Annotated in this window: 25 protein-coding genes; 12 read left to right on the top strand and 13 right to left on the bottom strand. The window is 63.1% G+C overall.

Annotation, left to right across the window (positions count from 1 at the left end):
- Positions 1-11: 11 nt before the first annotated feature.
- The 9 genes from fliJ to fliR all read left to right on the top strand — a co-directional run bounded on the left by fliJ (position 12) and on the right by fliR (position 6,056).
- Complete coding sequence (gene fliJ / locus QZ656_RS17190) at positions 12-455, top strand: flagellar export protein FliJ (protein ID WP_291994543.1); 444 nt, start codon at positions 12-14, stop codon at positions 453-455.
- Between the two features lie 69 nt (positions 456-524).
- Positions 525-1,574, top strand: coding sequence for a flagellar hook-length control protein FliK (locus QZ656_RS17185; protein WP_291994542.1), 1,050 nt, complete (start codon positions 525-527; stop codon positions 1,572-1,574).
- 93 nt (positions 1,575-1,667) lie between these two features.
- Complete coding sequence (locus QZ656_RS17180; RefSeq protein WP_291994541.1) at positions 1,668-2,225, top strand: flagellar basal body-associated FliL family protein; 558 nt, start codon at positions 1,668-1,670, stop codon at positions 2,223-2,225.
- Positions 2,226-2,240: 15 nt separating this feature from the next.
- Positions 2,241-3,242: a flagellar motor switch protein FliM gene (fliM, locus tag QZ656_RS17175; protein WP_291994540.1), complete on the top strand. Its 1,002-nt coding sequence runs from the start codon at positions 2,241-2,243 to the stop codon at positions 3,240-3,242.
- Complete coding sequence (fliN, locus tag QZ656_RS17170; RefSeq protein ID WP_291994539.1) at positions 3,235-3,690, top strand: flagellar motor switch protein FliN; 456 nt, start codon at positions 3,235-3,237, stop codon at positions 3,688-3,690. The genes fliM and fliN overlap by 8 nt, the downstream gene beginning before the upstream one ends.
- Before the next feature lie 100 nt (positions 3,691-3,790).
- Positions 3,791-4,255, top strand: coding sequence for a flagellar biosynthetic protein FliO (gene fliO, locus QZ656_RS17165; RefSeq protein WP_291994538.1), 465 nt, complete (start codon positions 3,791-3,793; stop codon positions 4,253-4,255).
- Positions 4,242-4,994, top strand: coding sequence for a flagellar type III secretion system pore protein FliP (gene fliP / locus QZ656_RS17160; RefSeq protein ID WP_291994537.1), 753 nt, complete (start codon positions 4,242-4,244; stop codon positions 4,992-4,994). The genes fliO and fliP overlap by 14 nt, the downstream gene beginning before the upstream one ends.
- Positions 4,991-5,260 carry a flagellar biosynthesis protein FliQ gene (gene fliQ, locus QZ656_RS17155; RefSeq protein WP_291994536.1) on the top strand — a complete coding sequence of 90 codons (270 nt, stop codon included), beginning with the start codon at positions 4,991-4,993 and terminating at the stop codon, positions 5,258-5,260. The genes fliP and fliQ overlap by 4 nt, the downstream gene beginning before the upstream one ends.
- 10 nt (positions 5,261-5,270) lie before the next feature.
- A complete protein-coding gene (fliR, locus tag QZ656_RS17150; RefSeq protein ID WP_291994535.1) occupies positions 5,271-6,056 on the top strand; it encodes a flagellar biosynthetic protein FliR in 786 nt (261 codons plus the stop codon).
- On the opposite strand, the gene QZ656_RS17145 is transcribed toward fliR, so the two are convergent.
- The 13 genes from QZ656_RS17145 to flgB form a co-directional block, all read right to left on the bottom strand.
- Positions 6,053-6,601, bottom strand: coding sequence for a hypothetical protein (locus QZ656_RS17145; RefSeq protein WP_291994534.1), 549 nt, complete (start codon positions 6,599-6,601; stop codon positions 6,053-6,055). The two genes, fliR and QZ656_RS17145, sit on opposite strands and share 4 nt — an antisense overlap.
- 35 nt (positions 6,602-6,636) lie before the next feature.
- Positions 6,637-7,968: a flagellar hook-associated protein FlgL gene (flgL, locus tag QZ656_RS17140; RefSeq protein WP_291994533.1), complete on the bottom strand. Its 1,332-nt coding sequence runs from the start codon at positions 7,966-7,968 to the stop codon at positions 6,637-6,639.
- 13 nt (positions 7,969-7,981) lie between these two features.
- The gene (flgK, locus tag QZ656_RS17135; RefSeq protein WP_291994532.1) at positions 7,982-10,027 is read right to left on the bottom strand and encodes a flagellar hook-associated protein FlgK; all 2,046 of its coding nucleotides are present in this window, start codon (positions 10,025-10,027) and stop codon (positions 7,982-7,984) included.
- Positions 10,028-10,110: 83 nt separating this feature from the next.
- Positions 10,111-11,055 (bottom strand): flagellar assembly peptidoglycan hydrolase FlgJ, encoded by a 945-nt coding sequence (gene flgJ, locus QZ656_RS17130; RefSeq protein WP_291994531.1) that lies wholly within the window; start codon positions 11,053-11,055, stop codon positions 10,111-10,113.
- A gap of 39 nt (positions 11,056-11,094) precedes the next feature.
- Complete coding sequence (locus QZ656_RS17125) at positions 11,095-12,189, bottom strand: flagellar basal body P-ring protein FlgI (protein WP_291994699.1); 1,095 nt, start codon at positions 12,187-12,189, stop codon at positions 11,095-11,097.
- A 91-nt stretch (positions 12,190-12,280) separates the two neighbouring features.
- Entirely contained in the window at positions 12,281-12,973 is a 693-nt protein-coding gene (locus QZ656_RS17120; RefSeq protein WP_291994530.1) for a flagellar basal body L-ring protein FlgH, read from the bottom strand.
- Positions 12,974-12,983: 10 nt separating this feature from the next.
- The gene (gene flgG / locus QZ656_RS17115) at positions 12,984-13,766 is read right to left on the bottom strand and encodes a flagellar basal-body rod protein FlgG (protein ID WP_291994529.1); all 783 of its coding nucleotides are present in this window, start codon (positions 13,764-13,766) and stop codon (positions 12,984-12,986) included.
- 15 nt (positions 13,767-13,781) lie between these two features.
- A complete protein-coding gene (locus QZ656_RS17110) occupies positions 13,782-14,531 on the bottom strand; it encodes a flagellar basal body rod protein FlgF (RefSeq protein ID WP_291994528.1) in 750 nt (249 codons plus the stop codon).
- Positions 14,532-14,565: 34 nt separating this feature from the next.
- A complete protein-coding gene (locus QZ656_RS24170) occupies positions 14,566-14,832 on the bottom strand; it encodes a flagellar hook-basal body complex protein (RefSeq protein ID WP_366522185.1) in 267 nt (88 codons plus the stop codon).
- Complete coding sequence (locus tag QZ656_RS17105) at positions 14,813-15,820, bottom strand: flagellar hook protein FlgE (protein ID WP_366522184.1); 1,008 nt, start codon at positions 15,818-15,820, stop codon at positions 14,813-14,815. The genes QZ656_RS24170 and QZ656_RS17105 overlap by 20 nt, the downstream gene beginning before the upstream one ends.
- An 11-nt stretch (positions 15,821-15,831) precedes the next feature.
- The gene (locus QZ656_RS17100; protein ID WP_291994527.1) at positions 15,832-16,524 is read right to left on the bottom strand and encodes a flagellar hook assembly protein FlgD; all 693 of its coding nucleotides are present in this window, start codon (positions 16,522-16,524) and stop codon (positions 15,832-15,834) included.
- 24 nt (positions 16,525-16,548) lie between these two features.
- Positions 16,549-16,953, bottom strand: a complete 405-nt coding sequence (gene flgC / locus QZ656_RS17095) for a flagellar basal body rod protein FlgC (protein ID WP_291994526.1) — start codon at positions 16,951-16,953, stop codon at positions 16,549-16,551.
- Between the two features lie 2 nt (positions 16,954-16,955).
- Positions 16,956-17,360 (bottom strand): flagellar basal body rod protein FlgB, encoded by a 405-nt coding sequence (flgB, locus tag QZ656_RS17090; RefSeq protein ID WP_291994525.1) that lies wholly within the window; start codon positions 17,358-17,360, stop codon positions 16,956-16,958.
- Between the two features lie 223 nt (positions 17,361-17,583).
- Here flgB and flgA point away from each other — a divergent pair, with 223 nt between their 5' ends.
- The 3 genes from flgA (at position 17,584) to QZ656_RS17075 (ending at position 19,164) form a co-directional block, all read left to right on the top strand.
- Complete coding sequence (gene flgA, locus QZ656_RS17085; RefSeq protein ID WP_291994524.1) at positions 17,584-18,288, top strand: flagellar basal body P-ring formation chaperone FlgA; 705 nt, start codon at positions 17,584-17,586, stop codon at positions 18,286-18,288.
- A 90-nt stretch (positions 18,289-18,378) separates the two neighbouring features.
- Entirely contained in the window at positions 18,379-18,669 is a 291-nt protein-coding gene (gene flgM, locus QZ656_RS17080; protein WP_291994523.1) for a flagellar biosynthesis anti-sigma factor FlgM, read from the top strand.
- A gap of 18 nt (positions 18,670-18,687) precedes the next feature.
- Positions 18,688-19,164, top strand: coding sequence for a flagella synthesis protein FlgN (locus QZ656_RS17075; protein WP_291994522.1), 477 nt, complete (start codon positions 18,688-18,690; stop codon positions 19,162-19,164).
- Positions 19,165-19,185: the final 21 nt, after the last annotated feature.

Below are 19,185 nucleotides of genomic sequence, written 5' to 3'. Positions count from 1 at the left end.
CAGAGCCGCCCATGCCCAGACCATTCTCACTGCAAACCGTTCTCGAGCTGATGCAGAGTCGCAGCGACGAGGCCACCCAGCACCTGGCACGCCTGATCGCCAGCGAACGCGACGCCACGAACAAACTCAGCATGCTCCAGCAGTACCGCGACGAATACACCGAGCGCTTCCAGAAAGCCGCGCAAGACGGCCTTCGACAAGCCGCTTGGCACAACTACTACGAGTTCCTGAACCGCCTCGACGAGGCCATCCAGCAGCAGACCGCCGAGGTCAGCCAGCAGCAGACGCAGACCGCCGCGGGCCAGGCCAACTGGCAACAGCAGCGAGCCCGACTACAGGCCTTCGATGCGCTTCGCGAACGTCACCGCGCCGACGAAGCGAGGCGCGAAGTGCGCCAGGAGCAAAAGGCGCAAGATGAGTTTGCCGCTCGCCGCAAGGACGACGATCACGACTGAGGCACCCTGACAGGGTTCTGGCACGCCAATTGCTTGAATAGCGATAGCCCCTGCTGGAGAGCATCGACCATGAGCATTACGATCGTTTCAAGCTTCGCCAAACTACCCGTCCCGGACGCCCCCCCGGAACGCCCCGCAGCCGACCCGGCGACCGCCGACGGCAAAGCTAACAGCCCGGACTTCGCCAGCGTGCTGCTCGGCCTGCCAGTCAAGGTCAGCGCATCGCCAGCCGACAACGCTGACGACGGCAAGAGTACGGTCGACGAGGCCAGCCCAGCGCTCAACGACTCACAGTTCCTGTCGGTACTCGAACTCGCGCAGCGCAACCTGCCAAATCCGCCGCGGCAGCCGGAGCGCGTGCCACTCACCGGCAGCGACACCCCCAGCCTGGCGGTAAGCGGCCGCAGCGATCCACTCGTCGCCTCGGCCAGCATCAGCGCGGCGACCACTGCCCTGGAACTCGCCGGCCAGGCCAGCGACGACCGCTGGTCGTCGGCCTTGCCGCCATACGACAGCGACGGCAAGGCGGCAAAAATTGCCGTCTCCGACGTCGCGGCGCTGGCTTTCGGGCGAGCCGAGGCGAAAGTCGTGGAACAAGCGCCGCCAGCAAACAACCTCGTCACTCTGGCGCCAATGCCACCCACCCCGAGTGCCGCAACGATGGCGCCGGAGATCGCCCAAAGCGTCCAGACACCACTGCGCGACGCGTCCTGGGCGACTGATCTTGGTCACAAGCTGTTGTGGTTCGCGAGCAACGACAAGCAGCTTGCGCAGCTGACGCTCAATCCACCGCAGCTGGGGTCCGTAGAGATCAGCCTGCGGCTCGACAAGGAGGGCGCCAACGCACATTTCGTCTCGACCAACGCCGATGTCCGCGGCGCCCTCGAAGCGGCCGTGCCACGACTGCGCGAAATGTTCGCCAATGCCGGCATCGAGCTCGGGCAGGTGAGCGTCGGCAGTGAATCGTTCCGACAAGCCGGCGATGGTCGACAGCAGCCCGCTCGCTCACCCCGACTTGACGCCGATGCGGCTATACTTGCCACTGATTCCGCCAGCGGCGTGCTGGCGCAGAGCGTTGCCAGCCACCGCGGCAGGGCGATGATCGATATTTTCGCTTAGCCGCCCAGCGGCTTTCGCGCGGACAGCCGGCGGCACGTAGCGGCCGGATTCGAGAAGCCCCGATAAGTGAAGAAACCAGGAGACAGGTGCTGAATGGCCACTGAAGCAAAGCCGGGAGCTGACAGCGCCACCGCCGCGCCAGCGAAGAGTAGCAAGAAACTGCTGATCATCGTCATCATCACCTTGGTGGTGCTGCTGCTCGGCGTCGCGGCGGTAGGCGCGTTCCTGCTCTTGAAACCCGCTGCCGAGCACGACGAGTACCAGAGTCAAGACTCCGTCGAAAAGGCCAGGCCAGTCAAGCGGAAGAAAGTCGACCGGGACGCGCCACCGATCTACGTCGCTCTCGACGCATTCACCGTCAATCTCGTCCCGGAGAATGGCGACCAATTCCTGCAATTGATCCTTTCGGTCGAAGTCGACGATCATCAGACCGACGAACAGCTCAAGCAGTACATGCCCAAGTTGCGCAACGACCTGACGCTGCTCCTGTCGAGCAAGAAAGCTTCGGAGCTGATCACTATCGAGGGTAAACGAAAACTCGCCGAGGAAATCAAGGAGCAGATCAACGCTGTCCTTGATCCCGCCGGCAAGGGGAAACAACGCGACGCGCCGATCCGCGAAGTGCTGTTCACCTCTTTCATCATCCAGTGAGCGACGAGAGCAACGATGAGCGCCGATTTCCTTTCCCAGGATGAAGTCGACGCCCTGCTCAAGGGCGTCAGCGGCGAGGCCGACGAGCCGGAAGCGCTTGACGACGCGACCGATGGCGCGCGTCCTTACAACCTTGGCACGCAAGAGCGAATCGTCCGCGGCCGGATGCCGACGCTGGAGCTGGTCAATGAACGCTTTGCCCGTTACCTGCGGATCGGTCTCTTCAACTACATGCACCGCAGTACCGAGATCTCGGTAGGCTCGATACGAGTCCAGAAATACAGCGAGTTCACCCGCAATCTGGTGGTCCCGACCAACCTCAATCTGGTCGCCGCCAAACCGCTGCGCGGCACGGCCTTGTTCGTCTTCGACCCGAGCCTGGTTTTTCTGGTCGTCGACAACATGTTTGGTGGCGATGGCCGCTTTCACACGCGCGTCGAAGGCCGCGACTTCACGGCCACCGAACAACGGATCATCCAGGGCCTGCTGGGCGTCGTGTTTACCGAGTACTCGCGTTCCTGGAAGCCGGTCTATGACATGACTTTCGAGTACCTGCGCTCGGAAATGAATTCGCAGTTCGCGAACATCGCGACGCCGTCTGAAATCGTCGTCTCAACGACTTTCTCGCTGGAATTCGGAGGCTCGACTGCCGACATGCACATCTGCTTCCCGTACTCGATGATCGAACCGATCCGTGATCTGCTGTACAGCGCCATGCAGAGCGATCAACTATCAACTGACCGCCGCTGGATCATCATGCTGCGCAAACAACTGAAGAACGCCGAGGTCGAAATCACCGCCAAGCTGGCGACCACCAGCGTCACTCTGCGCCAGATTTTGAACATGAAAGTCGGTGATATCATTCCTCTCGATATCCCCCAAAAAATTATCGCCCTGGTCGACGATGTACCGGTGATGGAATGCCGCTACGGGCAGCAGGATGGGCAGTACGCACTCAAGATCGACCGCTTCGTGGCTGCCGACGAGGAAGCCCATGCCGGAGAAAGCAATGGATAAGGACGAGACGGACGATTTCGCAAGTCCCGCCGCCGACGACGGCAGCGCCGACGATAGTAGCGCCGACGACGACTGGGCCGCGGCGATGGCCGAGCAGGCGACGGCCGAAGCAAGTCCCGGTGCCGGCGCGTCAGCCGCCGATATTTTCCCGAGCTTCAACGAACCGGCGAACAAAGCCTCGCTGATCAATGAACTCGACATGATCCTGGATATTCCGGTCCAGATCGCCGTCGAACTCGGTCGTACCAAGATCACCATCAAAAATCTTCTGCAACTTGCGCACGGCTCGGTCGTTGAGCTTGACGCCATGGCCGGCGAACCGATGAGCGTTTTTGTCAATGGCACGCTGATCGCCCAGGGCGAGGTCGTGGTGGTCAACGACAAATTCGGGATTCGCCTGACCGATATCGTCACCCCCTCCGAGCGCGCTCGAAAGATCGGCCATTGAGCCGCCGTGCCAGCGCCTGCAGGCGACCCGATCAGACACGCCGTTTGCTCCCGGTGTCGATTTCCTTAAGATAGCGAGCAGCCCCCAGCCGGCCCACCACTTGCTTCGACACTTCACATCGCTCAATCGCCGCCACGCCGCTGTCGCCCGCACTCTGCCGTGCGCGCTGCTGTGTGCGCTGTTTTCGGGCAGCGCGGCGGCGCAGGCGGCGCTTGCCGAAGCGCCCGGCGTATCGCTGGCCGCGATGCTGCAAACGCTTCTCGCGCTGGCGCTGGTGATCGGCATAGTGTTTCTGGCCGCTTTCCTGCTGCGCAAACTGAATGGCGGTCGCGGCTTTGGCAGCAGTGGCCCACTGCGCGTCGTCGGTGGCCTGATGATCGGCAGCAGGGAGCGCATCATTCTCGTCGAGGTCGACGATACCTGGATCGTCGTCGGCCTGGTGCCAGGCCAGATTCGCACCCTGCACACGCTGCCGAAGGGCGAGCTGCCACCGCCTGGCGACGGCCAGCGCCCCTTTGCCGAGTGGCTCAAACAGATCGCCGAGCGCAAACGTGAAGGCCACTAGACTCACTGGCTGCTGCATTCTGCTGACCTTGCTGACGCCACTCGCGGCCTGGGCACAGGCTGGCGGCCTGCCGGCGCTGACCAGCAGCCCGGGCGCTGGCGGTAGCCAGACCTACACGCTGTCGATCCAGACGCTGCTGACGCTGACGGCGCTGACTTTTCTCCCGGCGGCGCTGCTGATGATGACCAGCTTTACGCGCATCATCATCGTCCTCTCGCTGCTGCGACACGCCCTCGGCACGCAGACCTCGCCACCGAATCAGGTGCTGGTCGGCCTGTCGCTGTTCCTCACCTTCTTCATCATGTCGCCGGTGCTCGACAGCATCTACAACGAGGCCTACCTGCCCTTGTCCGAGAACCGGATCACCTACGTGCAGGCGATCGAGCGCGGCGCCGTGCCGCTACGCCAGTTCATGCTCAAACAGACGCGCGAATCGGATATCGCGCTGTTTGCGCGGATGACCAACGCGCCGCGCTTCCAGTCTGCCGACGACATTCCGATGCGCTTGCTGATCCCGGCGTTCGTGACCAGCGAATTGAAAACGGGTTTTCAGATCGGCTTCATCATCTTCATCCCCTTCCTGATCGTCGACATGGTCGTCGCCAGCGTCCTGATGTCGATGGGCATGATGATGATGTCGCCGGTGATGATTGCCTTGCCCTTCAAGCTGATGCTATTCGTTCTGGTCGATGGCTGGCAGCTGATTGTCGGCTCACTGGTCGCCAGCTTCGGCACATGACACCCGAACTGGTCATGGACATCGGGCGTCAAGCGGTCGAGATGACCTTGCTGCTGTCCGCGCCGCTGCTCCTGACAGCGCTTCTGATCGGCCTGATCGTCAGCATCTTTCAGGCCGCGACGCAGATCAACGAGCAGACGCTGTCGTTCATTCCCAAGCTGGTCGGCGTCTTCCTGACTCTTCTTCTGGCCGGCCCATGGATGCTCGACACGATGGTCAACTACGTTCGACGACTGTTCGAAAGCATCCCGCTGCTGGTCGGCTAGGCGACGCGCGATGATCAGCCTGACATCGGCACAGATCGACGCCTGGATCGTCGCCTTCTTCTTCCCTTTGACGCGCATCCTTGCGGTGCTGGCCAGTGCGCCGCCGTTCAGCAATCCGGCCTTGCCGATGCGCATCCGGCTGATCCTTGGTCTGGCGATCACCCTGGCGATTGCGCCAATCCTGCCAGCGATGCCGGCCGTCAACCCGGCGTCGGCGGCCGGCCTGTTGATCCTGGCGCAAGAACTCATCATCGGCTTTGCCATGGGTTTCACGATACGCCTGGTATTCAGCGCGGTTGACCTGGCGGGCACCATGATCGGACTGCAGATGGGTCTCGGCTTCGCCACCTCGTACGACCCGCAAAGCGCCGGTCAGACGCCGGTGATCGCCGAGTTCATCGGGCTGCTGGCGCTACTGACGTTCATGGCCCTCAACGGTCACCTGCTGCTGATCGCCACCTTGACGCACAGCTTCAGCGCACTGCCGGTCGGCAACGCATCGCTGGCCGCCGCCAGCTGGTGGAACTTGAGCAACTGGGCGGCAGTGATCTTCTCCTCGGGTTTGCTGCTGGCGCTGCCGATCGTCGTCGCGCTGTTGGTCACCAACCTGGCTCTGGCCATCCTGAGCCGCGCCGCGCCGCAACTCAACTTGATCGTGATCGGCTTCCCGCTGACCATCACCCTCGGTTTTATCGCCTTGATGCTGGCCCTGTCGTATCTGAGTGGACCTCTGCAGCAGCTGTTCGAATACGGCCTGGAGTCGGTCCTCGGAAACTTCTCGGTAGCCGCGCCCTAAGGCGTTCTTGCCGGGTCGCGACGGACCAGCTGAAAAACGCCTTCGGCAAAACGATGCGTAAAAGGCGTGCTCGACTCGATACCTTCCGAGTAGTCGAGGATGCGGTAGGCGAGAAAGCCGCGTTGCTGCTGCAACTGCAGCGCGCGCCGCCTGAGAATCAAGCCCGACTCGCCGTCGCCGCCGGTGCGAAAACTCTTGGCGCGCATTGACACGACGTAGGTGTCGCTGCCGACAAGCCTTTCCTCAATGCTCCAATTGGGCGCCAAGGGATCGTAAATGACGTAGGCCACGACCGCCGCCGCAGCGGCCAGACCCAGATTGGCGGCCGGACCGGTGTAGTGCTCGGCCGTGTAGCCGACTGCGCCAACCAGCGCGATGGCCTTGCCGGGCTCAACGCTGAGCGTCGGATTCGGCGACTGACTGTAGCGGTAGTTAACAGGAGCGCCGGCGTCGCCGTCCGGCGTCTGTTCGAGCGTCACGGTGCCGCACGCCGCCAGGAGGACGGCCAGCGAGCAAGCACCGACACAGCGTCGGGAAATCATCACAGACAGCGCACCACAGACATCACAATTCTCGCCAATCAGAGGTAATTGAAGAGGCTCAAGCCACTGATCGTGACAAACGACTTCTGCGCCGCTTCAAGTGTGACCTGCTGTCTGGTGAAATCCGAAATGGCTTGTGCGTAATCCAGATCCTGAAGCTCCGACAAGGTCTGCTGGTACTGGATATCGAGCGCAGCCGAACTGCTGCTCAGGCCTTCCAGTTCCTGCAGGTGCGCTCCGACGGTCGCCTGCACGCGCCCGACATTAAGCAGCGCCTGGTCGAGGTTGCCGAGGTGCGCCGACAACTGTCCGGAAAATTCGCTTCTGGCGGTGCTTGAAGGCAGCGGCGAACGCAACAGGCCGATCAGTTCGTCGATGGTTTGAAAGACGCTCTTGTTGGCACTCGGCTTGATGGTAAAGGTGTCGCCGGCGGCAGGCTGGCCGCTGATCACCACCTGCGCGCCGAAATCGACCGCCGGCGCGGTACTGACCAGCGGCACAACCTGCCCGGAAGAAAACGGCAGCACGTCGCCGACCGCCTTGGCCGGCAAGGGCGCGCTGGGCGGTGCCGGAGTCGACGCATCGAACAACTGGTAACTGCTGACACCGCCCGGCGACGAAAAAACGATCTGCAGCGCGTGATTGCTCGAACCCTGCCAGGGAAAATCGGCGTTCAAAGCGCTTTGCCACTGCTGCGGATCCAATAGCGAACCCGCATCGATGACGCCGCTCCCCTGATTGGCAACCCCGCCATCGGCACCGGCCGCCGTCGAGAAACTGCCGTTACCCTGCCGGATGTTCATGAACAGGTCGCTGCCGGCAACGTTGCTGGCCATTTGTCGCGATGACCCGACCTGCAGCAAACGCTGGCCATCGTCGCCGTAATAACTCACCGACGAAGCGCTCTCGGGCGCGCTCGCAGCGCTGCGCGCAAACGGCCTGGTCGCCCCCTGGTAGCCGGAAAAGAGATAGTCGCCGGTCGCATTGCGGCTATTGGCGATCCCCATGACTTCTTCGAGACGCGCCTCGAGTTCGACGGCGATCGCCTGCCGGTCGCTATCGGCGAGAACCGTATTGCCGGCCTGGACCACCCGGCTACGGACGCCCTGCAGCGCCTCGCCCAAGGCGCTCAATTGGCTATCGACCAGCGCCAGCCGATCACTGGCGTCGTTCTGATTGCTCGCGTATTGGGCGCCAACGTCCTTGGCCTGGCTCACCGACAGCGCCCGCGCGGCGGCTACCGGATCGTCCGCCGGAGTCAGCAGCCGACGTCCGCTAGCCAGCTGATTCTGCACTTTCAGCAGCGCACTCTGGTTGCGCTCCATACCCTGCATCGCGGAATCGTAGATTTGACTGGTACTGATACGCATCTGACTCTCCTGGCTACTGCCCCAACGCAAGAATGGTGTCGAACAGACTGGTGCCAATTTGTAGCGCTTTGGCCGAGGCCTGGTAGGCCTGCTGGTATCGGATCAAATTGGCGGCCTCCTCGTCGAGATTGACGCCGGAAAGCGACTGGCGACTGGCTTCTGCCTGTGCCAGCAGGGAATTCTGCGCCGCGGCGGCGACCTCGGTCTGGCGCGTCTTGCTGCCCGTCTGGCTGACCAACTGCGCGTACGCCTGCTGGAACGAAGCCGAGTTACCCGACATCGTCGCCTGCGTCTGCAACTGCGCAAGCGCCAGCGCGTTGCGGCCATCGGCAGAAGCCGCCGAATTGGCGGCAATCGCAAAACTGTCGCCGTTATTGGGCGGTCCGCTGAGCACGAAACTGAAACCACTCGGCGGCGTGCTTGCCAGCGAGCCGACCAGGGTGATCGTCGCGCCGCTGGTGTACGCCACGCCATCGCTGGGCGCCGCGATCAGCACCGGCACGCCGCCGTCGACCGATACCTGCGCACCGACCGGAAAGTTGCGCAGTTCGCCGTCCTGATAGAGGACGTTGATCGGCATACCGGCAACAGCCGCCGCATAGCCAGGTCCGGCGCTGCCCGCTGAAACCTTGGCGGCGCCGGTATTGGTGCTCGCCGCCGCGGTGCGGACCGGACCGGCAGCGGCAATCAGACTCGCGTCGGCGACCACCGCCGAGTTCAGCTTGATGTTGCTGGCCGCCGCCCGCGTCGGCTCGATGAGATAGCTCGAACCCGCCAGCAAGGGTCCGGCGGCGAGCGTGAACCCCTGCGGATCGTTGGCCAGTTGGCCATTGATCAGCGCCACGTCGTCGCCAAGCGCCGACCACTGCTTGTTGTCGGACAGGCGCGTCAGCGTCACGCTGCTGGCGTCCGCGGTGAGTCGGTAATCGCTGCTTCCGAGATCGGTGTAGTAGTTGCCCTTGAACGGCGTCGGGATCACGAAAGCAGCGCTGACGGTCGGGCTGCCAGCCGGGTTGCCGGTGTTGGCAATCACCACCGGCGAGGGAATCACGAAGAAGTCTGGTGTAAAACCCGCTACCGACGACGAGACTTGCGATTGTCCGAGAAGATCCTGGCCGAGCGCGCTTTGCGCATTGAAAGTCAAGGCCAGCGACGCGGCGTTGCGGCCCAGGTCGTTGCTGGTCTGGTCGAGCGATTCGCTACGGAACTGCAGCAGGCCGCCGAGAGTGCCGCCACGCAGCAAATTGTCGGGCATTTCCTGGACACCCACCGCGGTCTTCAAACCGACCGCCAGGCGGGAGCGATCGGCCGACGAGGGCGTCGTGGCGATCGCCAGCACCTGTGAGCCGACGACCAGTTGTTGGCCGCTGCCGATGAAGACGTTATAGCTACCGTCGCTATTGCTCGTCGTTCGCGCTTTGACCAGCTTGTTGAGGTCGGCAACGAGCTGGTCGCGGCTGTCGAGCAAATCGTTGGCCGGCTGACCAGTGGAGCCCTCGGCGACGACGATTTGCTGGTTCAGCAGGGCGATTTGTTCGGCGTATGAATTGATGCCGCTGACGGTGGCGGTGATTTGCGAATTGACGCCGCCGTACATCTGCGCGAGCTGATCGCCGAACGACTGATAGCGCGCACTGACCCCCTGTCCGGCGGAGAGCATGGCCTGCCGACTCGCGAGCTCCGACGGATTGGCCGCGACGTCCTGAACACTGTTGAAGAAGCTCTGCAAGGCCGGCGACAGGCCGGCACTCGGGTCGGCCAGCATATTGTTGATCTGACTGATTTGCGCGTAATAGCTGTCGAGTTCGCTGGCGCTGCTCTGAGAACGATCAACCTGGTTGGTCAGAAACTGGTTGTACATCCGTTCGATCGTCGCCACGTGCGTGCCCTGGCCGATAAAGCCGGCGCCGGTCGACAGCGATGGATTGGTCGCCTGCACGCTGCGCTGCCGCGAAAAGCCGACGGTATTGACGTTGGCGATATTGTGCTCGGTAGTCTGCAGTCCAAGCTGGGCGGCCAGTAAGCCGCTGACGCCGGTGCCGATGATTCCTGTGCCCATGGCCTGAGTTTCCTCTTCGATAACTCTGTAAACGGCAGCTTAGCCGGGAAATTTAGTGGCCGCGCCGTAAATCCGTTGAAGCACTACCCCTCCAGCGCCTGCCGCAAGCTTGCTCCACCGATGATACGGGCAATTTTATCGGCGTACATCGGGTCGGTCGCGTAGCCCGCCTGCTGCAATGAACGCGCAAACTGGGCGCCGTCCTGCTGACCGATCACGTCGGCAAAACGCGGCTTGCTGCGTAGCAGTTGCGCATAGTCATGAAAAGCTTCGGCGTACGACGAATAGACGCGAAACTTCGCTCGCTCGGACTGCGCCACGCCATCGACGAACTCGCTGGTTTGCACCTCGACCGTCGGTCCTGACCAGCTACGCCCGGCCTTAATGCCAAAGACGTTGAAACTCTGCGTACCGTCGGCGGCGCGGATCTCGTGTTTGCCCCAACCACTCTCGAGCGCCGCCTGGGCAACCAGAAAGTGAGGAGGAATGCCGGTCGCCGCCCCGGCCTCGAGCGCGTGCGGCCAGACACGATCGACAAATTCACGCGTGCTGGCCGCCGGCGCGCCGTCAGCCGCGGCCACCGGCGTTGCCGACCTGGCGCCAGCCGCGCCCCGGACCGGTGCGCCGGCTATCGCTGCCGCGGCAGTGGCCGCGTACGACGAGCGCAGCGACTGCTGCAGCGCCTCGAGCGGCGAAGGCGCGGCCTCAGCCTGGCCGCCGGCGGACTGTCGCGCCAACTGCTGCTCGATCAGCCCGGCAAAGCCGAGGGGCATTTGCGACGCCAGTTGCGCAGCCATTTGCTGATCGCCGATGGCCGTAAAGAAGCGACTCTGTTCGCTGTCAAGCAGGCCACCGCTGGCGCTTGCGTCGCGCATGCTTTTCAGCATCAGGTGCAGCAGCATGCCTTCGAATTGTTGCGCCGCCTGCCGCACGCCGCCCGGCGCGTCCTGGCCGAGGCGAGCACGCAGATCAGCCGCCGCCGCCGGATCAAGAACCAGACGATTGCTGGCGAGGTCAATGGATTTCATGGGCGACCTTTGGCATTTTCCATGCCGTTACACGCCAACTCAAATGATCTCGAGATCGGCACGCAGGGCACCCGCGGCTTTCATCGACTGCAGGATCGACAGCAGGTCCTGTGGTCCGGCACCGAGCGCGTTGATCGCCTTGACCACCTCGGAAAGGCTCACGCCGGCTTTCACCTGCATCAAGGAACCGCCACCCTGTTTGATATCGATCTCGCTCTGGCTGGTGGTCACCGTCTGGCCAGCGGCCAGCGCGTTGGGCTGACTGACTTTCTGCTCGGTGTTGATCACCACCGAGAGACTACCGTGCGCGATCGCACACGATTCGATGGTCACCGTCTGATTCATCACCACCGAGCCGGTGCGCGGATTGATGATTACTTTGGCCATGCCTTTGGTCGGGCGGACTTCGAGACCCTCGAGCCTCCCCAGGAAGGCAACCCGGCTGTTCGGATCGGTCGGCGCGATCACCTGGATCCGCCGTCCGTCGAGTGCCTGCGCCGTACCCGGCCCGATCTCGCGATTGATCACCTCGACGACCCGCTGGGTGGTGCCAAAGTCGGTCGAGCTCATCTCGTAATGGATGAACGGACCCTGACCCAAAGCCGTCGGCACTTCGCGCTCGACCGTCGCACCGCCGGCGACGCGGCCGGCCAGCAGGTGGTTTACGGTAACCCGGCTGCCACCGCCCGACGCGCCAGCGCCACCGACCAGCAGGTTGCCCTGCGCCTGCGCATAGATCTGGCCGTCGGCGCCCTTCAACGGCGTCATCACCAGGGTACCGCCGCGCAGGCTCTTGGCGTTGCCCATCGACGAGACGGTGACGTCGATCTGCTGCCCGATGCCGGCAAAGGACGGCAGATTGGCGGTCACCATCACCGCCGCGACATTCTTCAGCTGCAACGACTGCGTGGTGGCCAGGGTGGTGCCGAGTTGCGCCAGCATGTTGATGATCGCCTGCGTCGTAAAGGGCGTCTGCGTGGTCTGATCGCCGGTACCGTCGAGGCCAACGACGATCCCGTAACCGACCAGCTGGTTGTTGCGAACGCCCTGTACCGAAGCCAGGTCCTTGATGCGCTCGGCGGCGGCCGGCGCGCTGAACAGCGCCAGGCCGGCAAGAATTGCCGTGTAGTACAGCAGCCGGCGCGCGCGACTGTCGCTGATCGGGATCACCTGATGTTCTCCTTGCTGGGCAAGTCGCGTCGGCGACTGGCGAATTTCATGACCGTTAGAATGGCAGCGCCGACAGGAAGAATCGTGCCAGCCAGCCCATTATCTGCGCCTCGCTGATCGTGCCGCTTTCCTTGTACTCGATTCGCGCATCGGCGATCTGCGACGACGGGATGGTGTTCGCCGCATTGACGAAATACGGATTGACGATACCCGAAAGGCGGATGTATTCCTGTCCGTGGCCAATCGCTACCTGCTTCTCGCCGGAGACCAGCAAATTGCCGTTCGGCAGGACCTCGATCACGGTCACTGTAATGAAGCCGGTAAAGACGTTGTTGGCCGCAGCATCGCCCTTGCCGGCGGCGACGTTGCTACTGCTGGCGCTCAGCTCGGCCGGCCGGAACCAGTTGGCGGGCGAACCGACGAACGGCCCGGCCGATGCGCTGATGCTGCCGGTCTTGCTGACGTTGGTATTGGACTTGGTCGCGGCGGTCGTGTTTTCGGTAATCGAGACGGTGATCGTATCGCCGACATAGCGCGCACGCCGGTCTTCGAACAGCGTCCGCGAAGCGCCGGCCTGGTAGATGCTGCCGGTGGCCGCGAGGTTGGCGGCGAGCGCGTCGGTTCGCGCCTGCGGCCGTGCGGTCATCGGCTGATGAATGTTGGTCGGCGGCACGGTTGTGCACGCGCTGACCACGAGCAGTACGGAAATCGCCAGCAGTGACTTGAAGAACGGCACGAAATCTTTCATCTCGGGCCCCTTACAACTGGGTCAGACGCGCCAGCATCTGATCCGAGGTCGAGACGACCTTCGAATTGAGTTCGTAGGCGCGTTGCGTCTGGATCATGTTGACCAGCTCCTGCGCGACATTGACGTTTGACGCTTCGACGTAGTTCTGGATCACCAGTCCGGAACCATTGGTCCCCGGCGTGTTGGGCGTCGGCGTTCCGCTCGAGGCGCTCTCCAGGAAGAGATTGTTGCCGACGGCCAGCAAGCCGCCGTTGTTGATGAAGGTGGCGACCTGGAGGGTGCCGATCTGCACCGTTGCGGTGGTGCCCGGCTGGGTGATGCTGACCACCCCGTCGCTGCCAACGGTGACGCTCAGGGCGTTCTCAGGAATGGTGATCGCCGGCTGTACGGGATAACCGCTGGTTGTCACCAGTTGCCCCTGGTTGTCCTTCTGGAATGATCCATCGCGCGTGTAGGCGGTAGTCCCGTCGGGCAGCAGCACCTGAAAGAAACCGGCGCCGTCGATGGCCATGTCCAGACTGTTGCCGGTCTGCTGCAGAGACCCCTGGGTGAAGATCCGGCCGGTCGACACCGGCGTCACCCCCAGGCCGATCTGCAGACCGTCGGGGATCTGCGTGGTCTGCGACGATTGCGCGCCGGGTTGGCGCAGCGTCTGGTAGAGCAGATCGGCGAAAATACCGCGCGCCTGCTTGAAACCATTGGTGCTGACGTTCGCCAGATTGTTGGCGATGATGTCGATCTGTACCTGTTGGGCGTTGAGGCCGGTACTGGCAGTCCACAGCGAGCGCATCATGCGGCATTCATCCTATCAAGCGTTCATCGTTAGCAGCTGCGTTGCCGCACGCGCATCGGCGTCGGCGGTCTGCAGCATCTTGATCTGCATTTCGAACTGACGCGCCAGACTGATCATGCGCACCATGGCGTCTACCGAGTTGGCGTTGCTTCCCTCGAGCGCCTCCGGCGTCAGCTTGACGTTCTCATCGGCGAGCGCCGGGAAACCGTTGGCCGTCCGGAACAAGCCGTCGTCGCCGCGGACCATTTCAGCTTCCGGCGGATTGACGAGTTTGATCCGACCAACCACATTGGCGTTGTTGATCGCCCCGGCGCCAAAACGCGGAATGCTCGAGACCGTCCCGTCAGCAGCAATCGCGATGTTGTTGTCCGGCGGCAGCGAGATCGGCCCGCCCTCGCCAAGGACGTTGAAGCCGGCGCTGGTCTGCAGCAAACCATTGGCGTCGGTCTTGAGATTGCCGGCGCGGGTATAGGCCTCGCGTCCGTCGCTGCCCTGCACGGCGATCCAGCCGGCGCCCTCGACGGCAACGTCGAGCGGCCGGCCGGTGAGGCTCACCGGGCCCTGGTCGAAGACGTTGGCGACCGAGGCATCAACGGCAAAAGCGCGCGTCGGCGCGCCGTCGCCGAGCACCTGTACAGCGCGGAAGCGGTGCTCCATGGCGCGGTAACCGTTGGTCGTGGCGTTGGCCAGATTCTGGGCGACGCCAGCCTGCTGCAGGAAAACCTGCTTGGCGCCACTCATCGCGGTGTAGATTAGCCGATCCATTGTCGTGCCAGCGTCTTTCTGATCGATTCAGCCACTAGCGCAGGTTGACCAGCGTTTGCATGAGCTGATCCTGCGTCTTGATCGTTTGGGCGTTGGCCTGGTAATTGCGCTGCGCGGTAATCATGGCGACCAATTCGTTGGTCAGGTCGACGTTCGAATCCTCGACGGCCGACGACTGGATGACGCCGCGGCTGCCCGAAGCCGGCACGCCGACCAACTCGGAACCCGACGCCGCCGTCGAGCGCCACTGGTTGTTACCGAGATTCAGCAGGCCATTCGGGTCAGGAAAGGTGGCCAGCACGACCTGCCCCATGTCGCGCGTCTGGCCGGTTGCTGTAACGCCCCTGCACGATCCCGTCGTTGGCCACGCCGACAGTCACTAGACTTCCCGAGGCGAAGCCCCCCTGCGTCTGGCTATTGACGCTCGACTCACTGCCGTACTGGGTGGTGCCGCTGAAGTCCATGGTTCCCGGCGACCACGGCGAAGTGGCGCCAGTGCTCAGATTCCACGAAGGAAGCGTCTGCAAGGTGCCGGCGCTCAAGGTGCCCGACGTATCGAAAACCAGGTTGCCGACCGGCGCGGCGGGTACCGGATCGGCGCCGTCGAGCGTCGCATGCAGCGTCCATTCGCCACCGTCTGGTGCCGTCGGCGTGTTGAGAACGTAGAAGGTGCTCAGATTGTGCACGACACCCAGCGTGTCGAAGACCGTCAAGGCCGTCGAAAAATTGTACGTCTCGGGATTGGTCGAATTGAACGGCAAAACGGCCGGCACCGTTTCGCGCGAATCGAGGTTGACGACCGCCGTGAGGTTTCCGGCCAGCGGATCACTGCTCGCCCGCGGCTGAATCTGGCTGGCGTTGATCTGCAGCTCGACCGGGTTGGCAGCCGATATCTGGCCACTGGCGGTGACCGGATAGCCGCTTAGGCGCAGCGCTTGATCATTGACGATGTAACCCTGCTTGTCGATGTGGAACTGACCATTGCGCGTGTAGCTGGTGGCGCCGTTGTCGCTCATGCGGAAAAAACCGCCGCCATTAATCGCCAGATCAAGGGGGTTATTGGTAGTCGTCAGATTCCCCTGCGTAAATTGCTGCTGAATCGCTGCAACGCTGACGCCGATGCCGATTTGCGAAGCGCCGACAAAACCCAGCGACGCCGCGTACAGGTCGGCGAAGTTCGCGTTGCCGCTCTTGAAGCCGACGGTCGTCGAATTGGCGACGTTGTTGCCGATCACATCAAGCGCTGCAGACGCCGCGTCCAGGCCACTCAAACCCTGTTGGAAACCCATCCTTACACCTCCTAAAGAATCTGCTGGACCTTGCTCAACTCCACCCGTCCCAGTCCACCGAGGTCGAGTTGGAAGCTACCCTTGTTTCTAACCAAAGCAGAAACCGTGCCAATTTGAAGCGCCTCAGCAGCCACTTTTTCGCCACCGCGCACCGCTTCAACCGCGAAGCCGTAGCTACCCGGCGTGGCGTCGGCGCCGGCGGCGGTCTTGCCATCCCAGGTGAAAGCGAAGCTGCCAGCGTCGCGGGCACCAAGACGCTGACTTTGCAGGACGTTGCCGCCGGCGCCGAGAATGCTCAGCAGCACGTCGTCGACCGGCTCGGCAAGACTGACGCCGCCACTCGCGGCACCATCGGCCAGCAGCAGCCCCGAGCCGCCAACCAGGACGTTCTTGCCGATCAGGGCCGCCGCCTGCACCGCCTGGCCATCGTTATAGGTCGCCAACAAGCTCTCCAACGTCGTATTGAGTCTTTCGATGCCGGTGACGGTATTGATTTGCGAGATCTGGGTGGTTACCGCGGCGTTGTCGAGCGGGTTGAGCGGGTCCTGGTTCTTCAGCTGCGTCACCAGCAGCTTGAGAAAGCGGTTCTGCACCGCCTCGCTGGTCGACACCAGCTCGTTGCTGCCAGACCTGGACTGCGCGTTCACCGACGCCAGGATGTCGTTGTTTGCGCTGCTGGCACTGCTTGCTTGCACGGTGGTCATCAAATTCTCCTCGAGTTTTCGTTCTTACTGGCCAAGTGTCAGGGTCTTGAGCAGCAGTTGTTTGGCGGTATTCATCACCTCGACATTGGTCTGGTAGGCGCGCGACGCCGAGATCATGTTGGTCATTTCGTCAACAACGCTGACGTTGGGCATCGTCACGTAGCCCCGTTCGTCGGCCGCCGGGTTGCGTGGATCGTAGAGCATGCGCCCCGGACTGGCGTCCTCGACGACCTGCGCGACGCGCACCCCTTGTGCCGCTGCACTGCCCATCGGCGTGGCGGCGAAAACGACCTGTTTGGCGCGGTACGGTTGGCCATCCGAACCGACCACGCTATCGGCGTTGGCGAGGTTGCTGGCGACCACGTTGAGGCGCATCGCCTGCGCGGTCACGGCACTGCCGGCGACGTGCAAGGCGTTGAAGAGGCTCATAATTATTGTCCCTGGATAGCTGTCTGAAGCGTTCTGATGCGGCCCGTCAAGAACGTCAGGCCGGCCTGGTAGTAGAAGGAATTTTCGGCAAACTGGGCGCGCTCGACGTCCATATCGACGGTGTTGCCGTCGGCACTGGCCTGCGTCGGCTGGCGATACAGCAGCGGCGCAGACGACGCGTCGGCCGCACCCGGCAGGTGAGCCGGCGACGTCGTCGCCAGCCGCAGGCTCGCTTCGCCGCGGCCGCTGACGGCGCTCTGCAGCGCGCTGGCAAAATCGAAGTCGCGCGCCTGGTAGTGCGGCGTATCGGCGTTGGCGATGTTACCCGCCAGCACCTGCTGCCGATTGGCGCGCAAAGTCAGTGCCTGCTGCTGGTAAAAAAGCGCATCTTGTATCTTGTTGAGCACGCGGACCTCACGACAAAGTGGACGCTGGTGAAAACCATTAAGCAATAGCCGTGCCACCGCCCAGGCAGGCGTGTCGAGAGTCGATGCGAGCGCGCCGCGGCCACGCCGGCGACCCGCTTTTGCCGGCTCGGCGGCAAATATTGCCGGCCACCTGGCCCGACGGCTCGCTCGTGGCTTCGCTCTGCCGCTTCGCCCACGCCACAAAGTCAGGCAGAATGGCGGCATGCGTATTCCTCAGGCTCCCAAGCCGCGCCGCCAGTTGCTGTGTCTGCTGCTCGTTCTCCTGGCCACCTTTAGTGCGGGCGTGCTCGCCCAGGCTTCGCTGTCGGCCGCGCTCGATCAGTACCTGCGCGTTCAAACGCAGGGCTTGCCGGGCAAGGCGAGCTATACCGTCGGCCGCCTCGATCAACAGGCCCAGGCGGCGCCGTGCAACGCCTTCGAGCCGTTTCTGCCGCAGGGCAGTCGACTGTGGGGACGAACGACCATCGGCGTACGCTGCCTGGCGCCAAGCGCCTGGACCGTTTATGTGCCGGTTCAGATAAAAGTTGCGGGCAACTACCTGGTGACCGCAAGGCAGCTACGGCCTGGGCAGATCGTCAGCGCCGCCGACGTATTCACGCAAAACGGCGACCTCGGCACACTGCCGGCCAACGTCGTGACCGAGACGGCGCAGGCGATCGGCATGACGGTCAGAAACGGCGTCGCCGCCGGCCAGCCGCTACGCAGCGACCTGCTGACCGCACCCTGGGTCGTGCAGCAGGGACAAAGCGTCAAGTTGCTGTCCAGCGGTGCCGGTTTTACGGTCAGCAATGAAGGAAAAGCACTGAACAACGCCACCGACGGCCAGATAGCGCAGGTCAGAACCTCGTCAGGACAGGTCGTCAGCGGCGTCGCGCGTCCGGGCGGCATCGTCGAGGTCGCGTATTGACGTAACGCCAGCGTCCGCCACAAAAATGTTAAAGTTCGGCCGTTTTTCGCCGATAGTTGATGTAAGAACCACCGTTCAAGGGATAGCATCGTGAAAATCGACAGCTCAACGAGCACTGCCAGCGCGCTAGGCGGCAGTAACGAGGCGCGCAGTCGTACCGGCGCCAGCGGGCCAGCGGCCGTTGGCGCCAGCGAAGTTCATCTGAGTGCATTGGCCGAACAGCTGCAGGTGTCGGGCGAGGCAACGTCGTTTGATGCCACGCGGGTGTCTGAAATCAAGCAGGCGATCGCCGACGGTCGCTTCTCGATCAACGTCGACGCCGTTGCCGAGCGCCTGATCACCTCGGCCAGCGAACTCATCGCTGCGCAAGCGAAGACCTGAGGCGCGGCCGAATAGCCGATGGCCAGCGCCAGTAGCGCCTTCCTGCAGACCCTGGAGGCCGAAGTCGCGGCGGTACAGGGCTTCGTGACGCTGCTCGAGCGTGAGCAGCAGATGCTCGTCAAGGGCGAAGTCGATGATCTGATCGACCTGGTCGCGCAGAAGAATGCGATCGCCGCCGAACTTGCCAGCCTTGCCGCTCGCCGCAAGCAGCTACTGGCCGCCGGCGGCCTGGCCAACGATCGCGCTGGCGTCGTCGCCTGGCTTGAGGCGCAGCCGCAGGAAGAGCGCGCTGGAACTGTCTGGTCGTCGTTGCTGACGGTCGCCAGGCAGGCGCGTGAACTCAATCGAGCGAATGGCGAACTAATCCAGGTACGCATGCAGAACAACGCGCAGGCCCTCGAAATCCTCCTGAACAGCAACACCGCGGCCGGCTTGTATGGCCCGGACGGCCAAAGTACCCCGGCCAGCGGTCGTCGCATCAGCGACAGCGCTTAGACGCGTAGCGCTGCCCGGCCC

The organism is Candidatus Accumulibacter sp. ACC003, assembly GCF_907163085.1.
Taxonomy (GTDB): Bacteria; Pseudomonadota; Gammaproteobacteria; order Burkholderiales; family Rhodocyclaceae; genus Accumulibacter.
The sequence above is the reverse complement of the archived record's forward strand: the minus strand, read 5'-3'. Positions and strand labels throughout refer to the sequence as shown.

Coding starts and splice junctions, on each gene's coding strand:
- flgC (WP_291994526.1), bottom strand. CDS start 16,953: ATGAGCCTCTTCAACGCCTTGCACGTCGCCGGCAGTGCCGTGACCGCG.
- QZ656_RS17110 (WP_291994528.1), bottom strand. CDS start 14,531: ATGGATCGGCTAATCTACACCGCGATGAGTGGCGCCAAGCAGGTTTTC.
- flgJ (WP_291994531.1), bottom strand. CDS start 11,055: ATGAAATCCATTGACCTCGCCAGCAATCGTCTGGTTCTTGATCCGGCG.
- flgK (WP_291994532.1), bottom strand. CDS start 10,027: ATGGGCACAGGAATCATCGGCACCGGCGTCAGCGGCTTACTGGCCGCC.
- QZ656_RS17075 (WP_291994522.1), top strand. CDS start 18,688: ATGGCCAGCGCCAGTAGCGCCTTCCTGCAGACCCTGGAGGCCGAAGTC.
- fliQ (WP_291994536.1), top strand. CDS start 4,991: ATGACACCCGAACTGGTCATGGACATCGGGCGTCAAGCGGTCGAGATG.
- QZ656_RS17180 (WP_291994541.1), top strand. CDS start 1,668: ATGGCCACTGAAGCAAAGCCGGGAGCTGACAGCGCCACCGCCGCGCCA.
- flgA (WP_291994524.1), top strand. CDS start 17,584: ATGCGTATTCCTCAGGCTCCCAAGCCGCGCCGCCAGTTGCTGTGTCTG.
- fliJ (WP_291994543.1), top strand. CDS start 12: ATGCCCAGACCATTCTCACTGCAAACCGTTCTCGAGCTGATGCAGAGT.
- flgG (WP_291994529.1), bottom strand. CDS start 13,766: ATGATGCGCTCGCTGTGGACTGCCAGTACCGGCCTCAACGCCCAACAG.
- QZ656_RS17120 (WP_291994530.1), bottom strand. CDS start 12,973: ATGAAAGATTTCGTGCCGTTCTTCAAGTCACTGCTGGCGATTTCCGTA.
- QZ656_RS17100 (WP_291994527.1), bottom strand. CDS start 16,524: ATGACCACCGTGCAAGCAAGCAGTGCCAGCAGCGCAAACAACGACATC.
- flgL (WP_291994533.1), bottom strand. CDS start 7,968: ATGCGTATCAGTACCAGTCAAATCTACGATTCCGCGATGCAGGGTATG.
- fliM (WP_291994540.1), top strand. CDS start 2,241: ATGAGCGCCGATTTCCTTTCCCAGGATGAAGTCGACGCCCTGCTCAAG.
- QZ656_RS17105 (WP_366522184.1), bottom strand. CDS start 15,820: ATGGGTTTCCAACAGGGTTTGAGTGGCCTGGACGCGGCGTCTGCAGCG.
- fliN (WP_291994539.1), top strand. CDS start 3,235: ATGGATAAGGACGAGACGGACGATTTCGCAAGTCCCGCCGCCGACGAC.
- QZ656_RS17185 (WP_291994542.1), top strand. CDS start 525: ATGAGCATTACGATCGTTTCAAGCTTCGCCAAACTACCCGTCCCGGAC.
- fliR (WP_291994535.1), top strand. CDS start 5,271: ATGATCAGCCTGACATCGGCACAGATCGACGCCTGGATCGTCGCCTTC.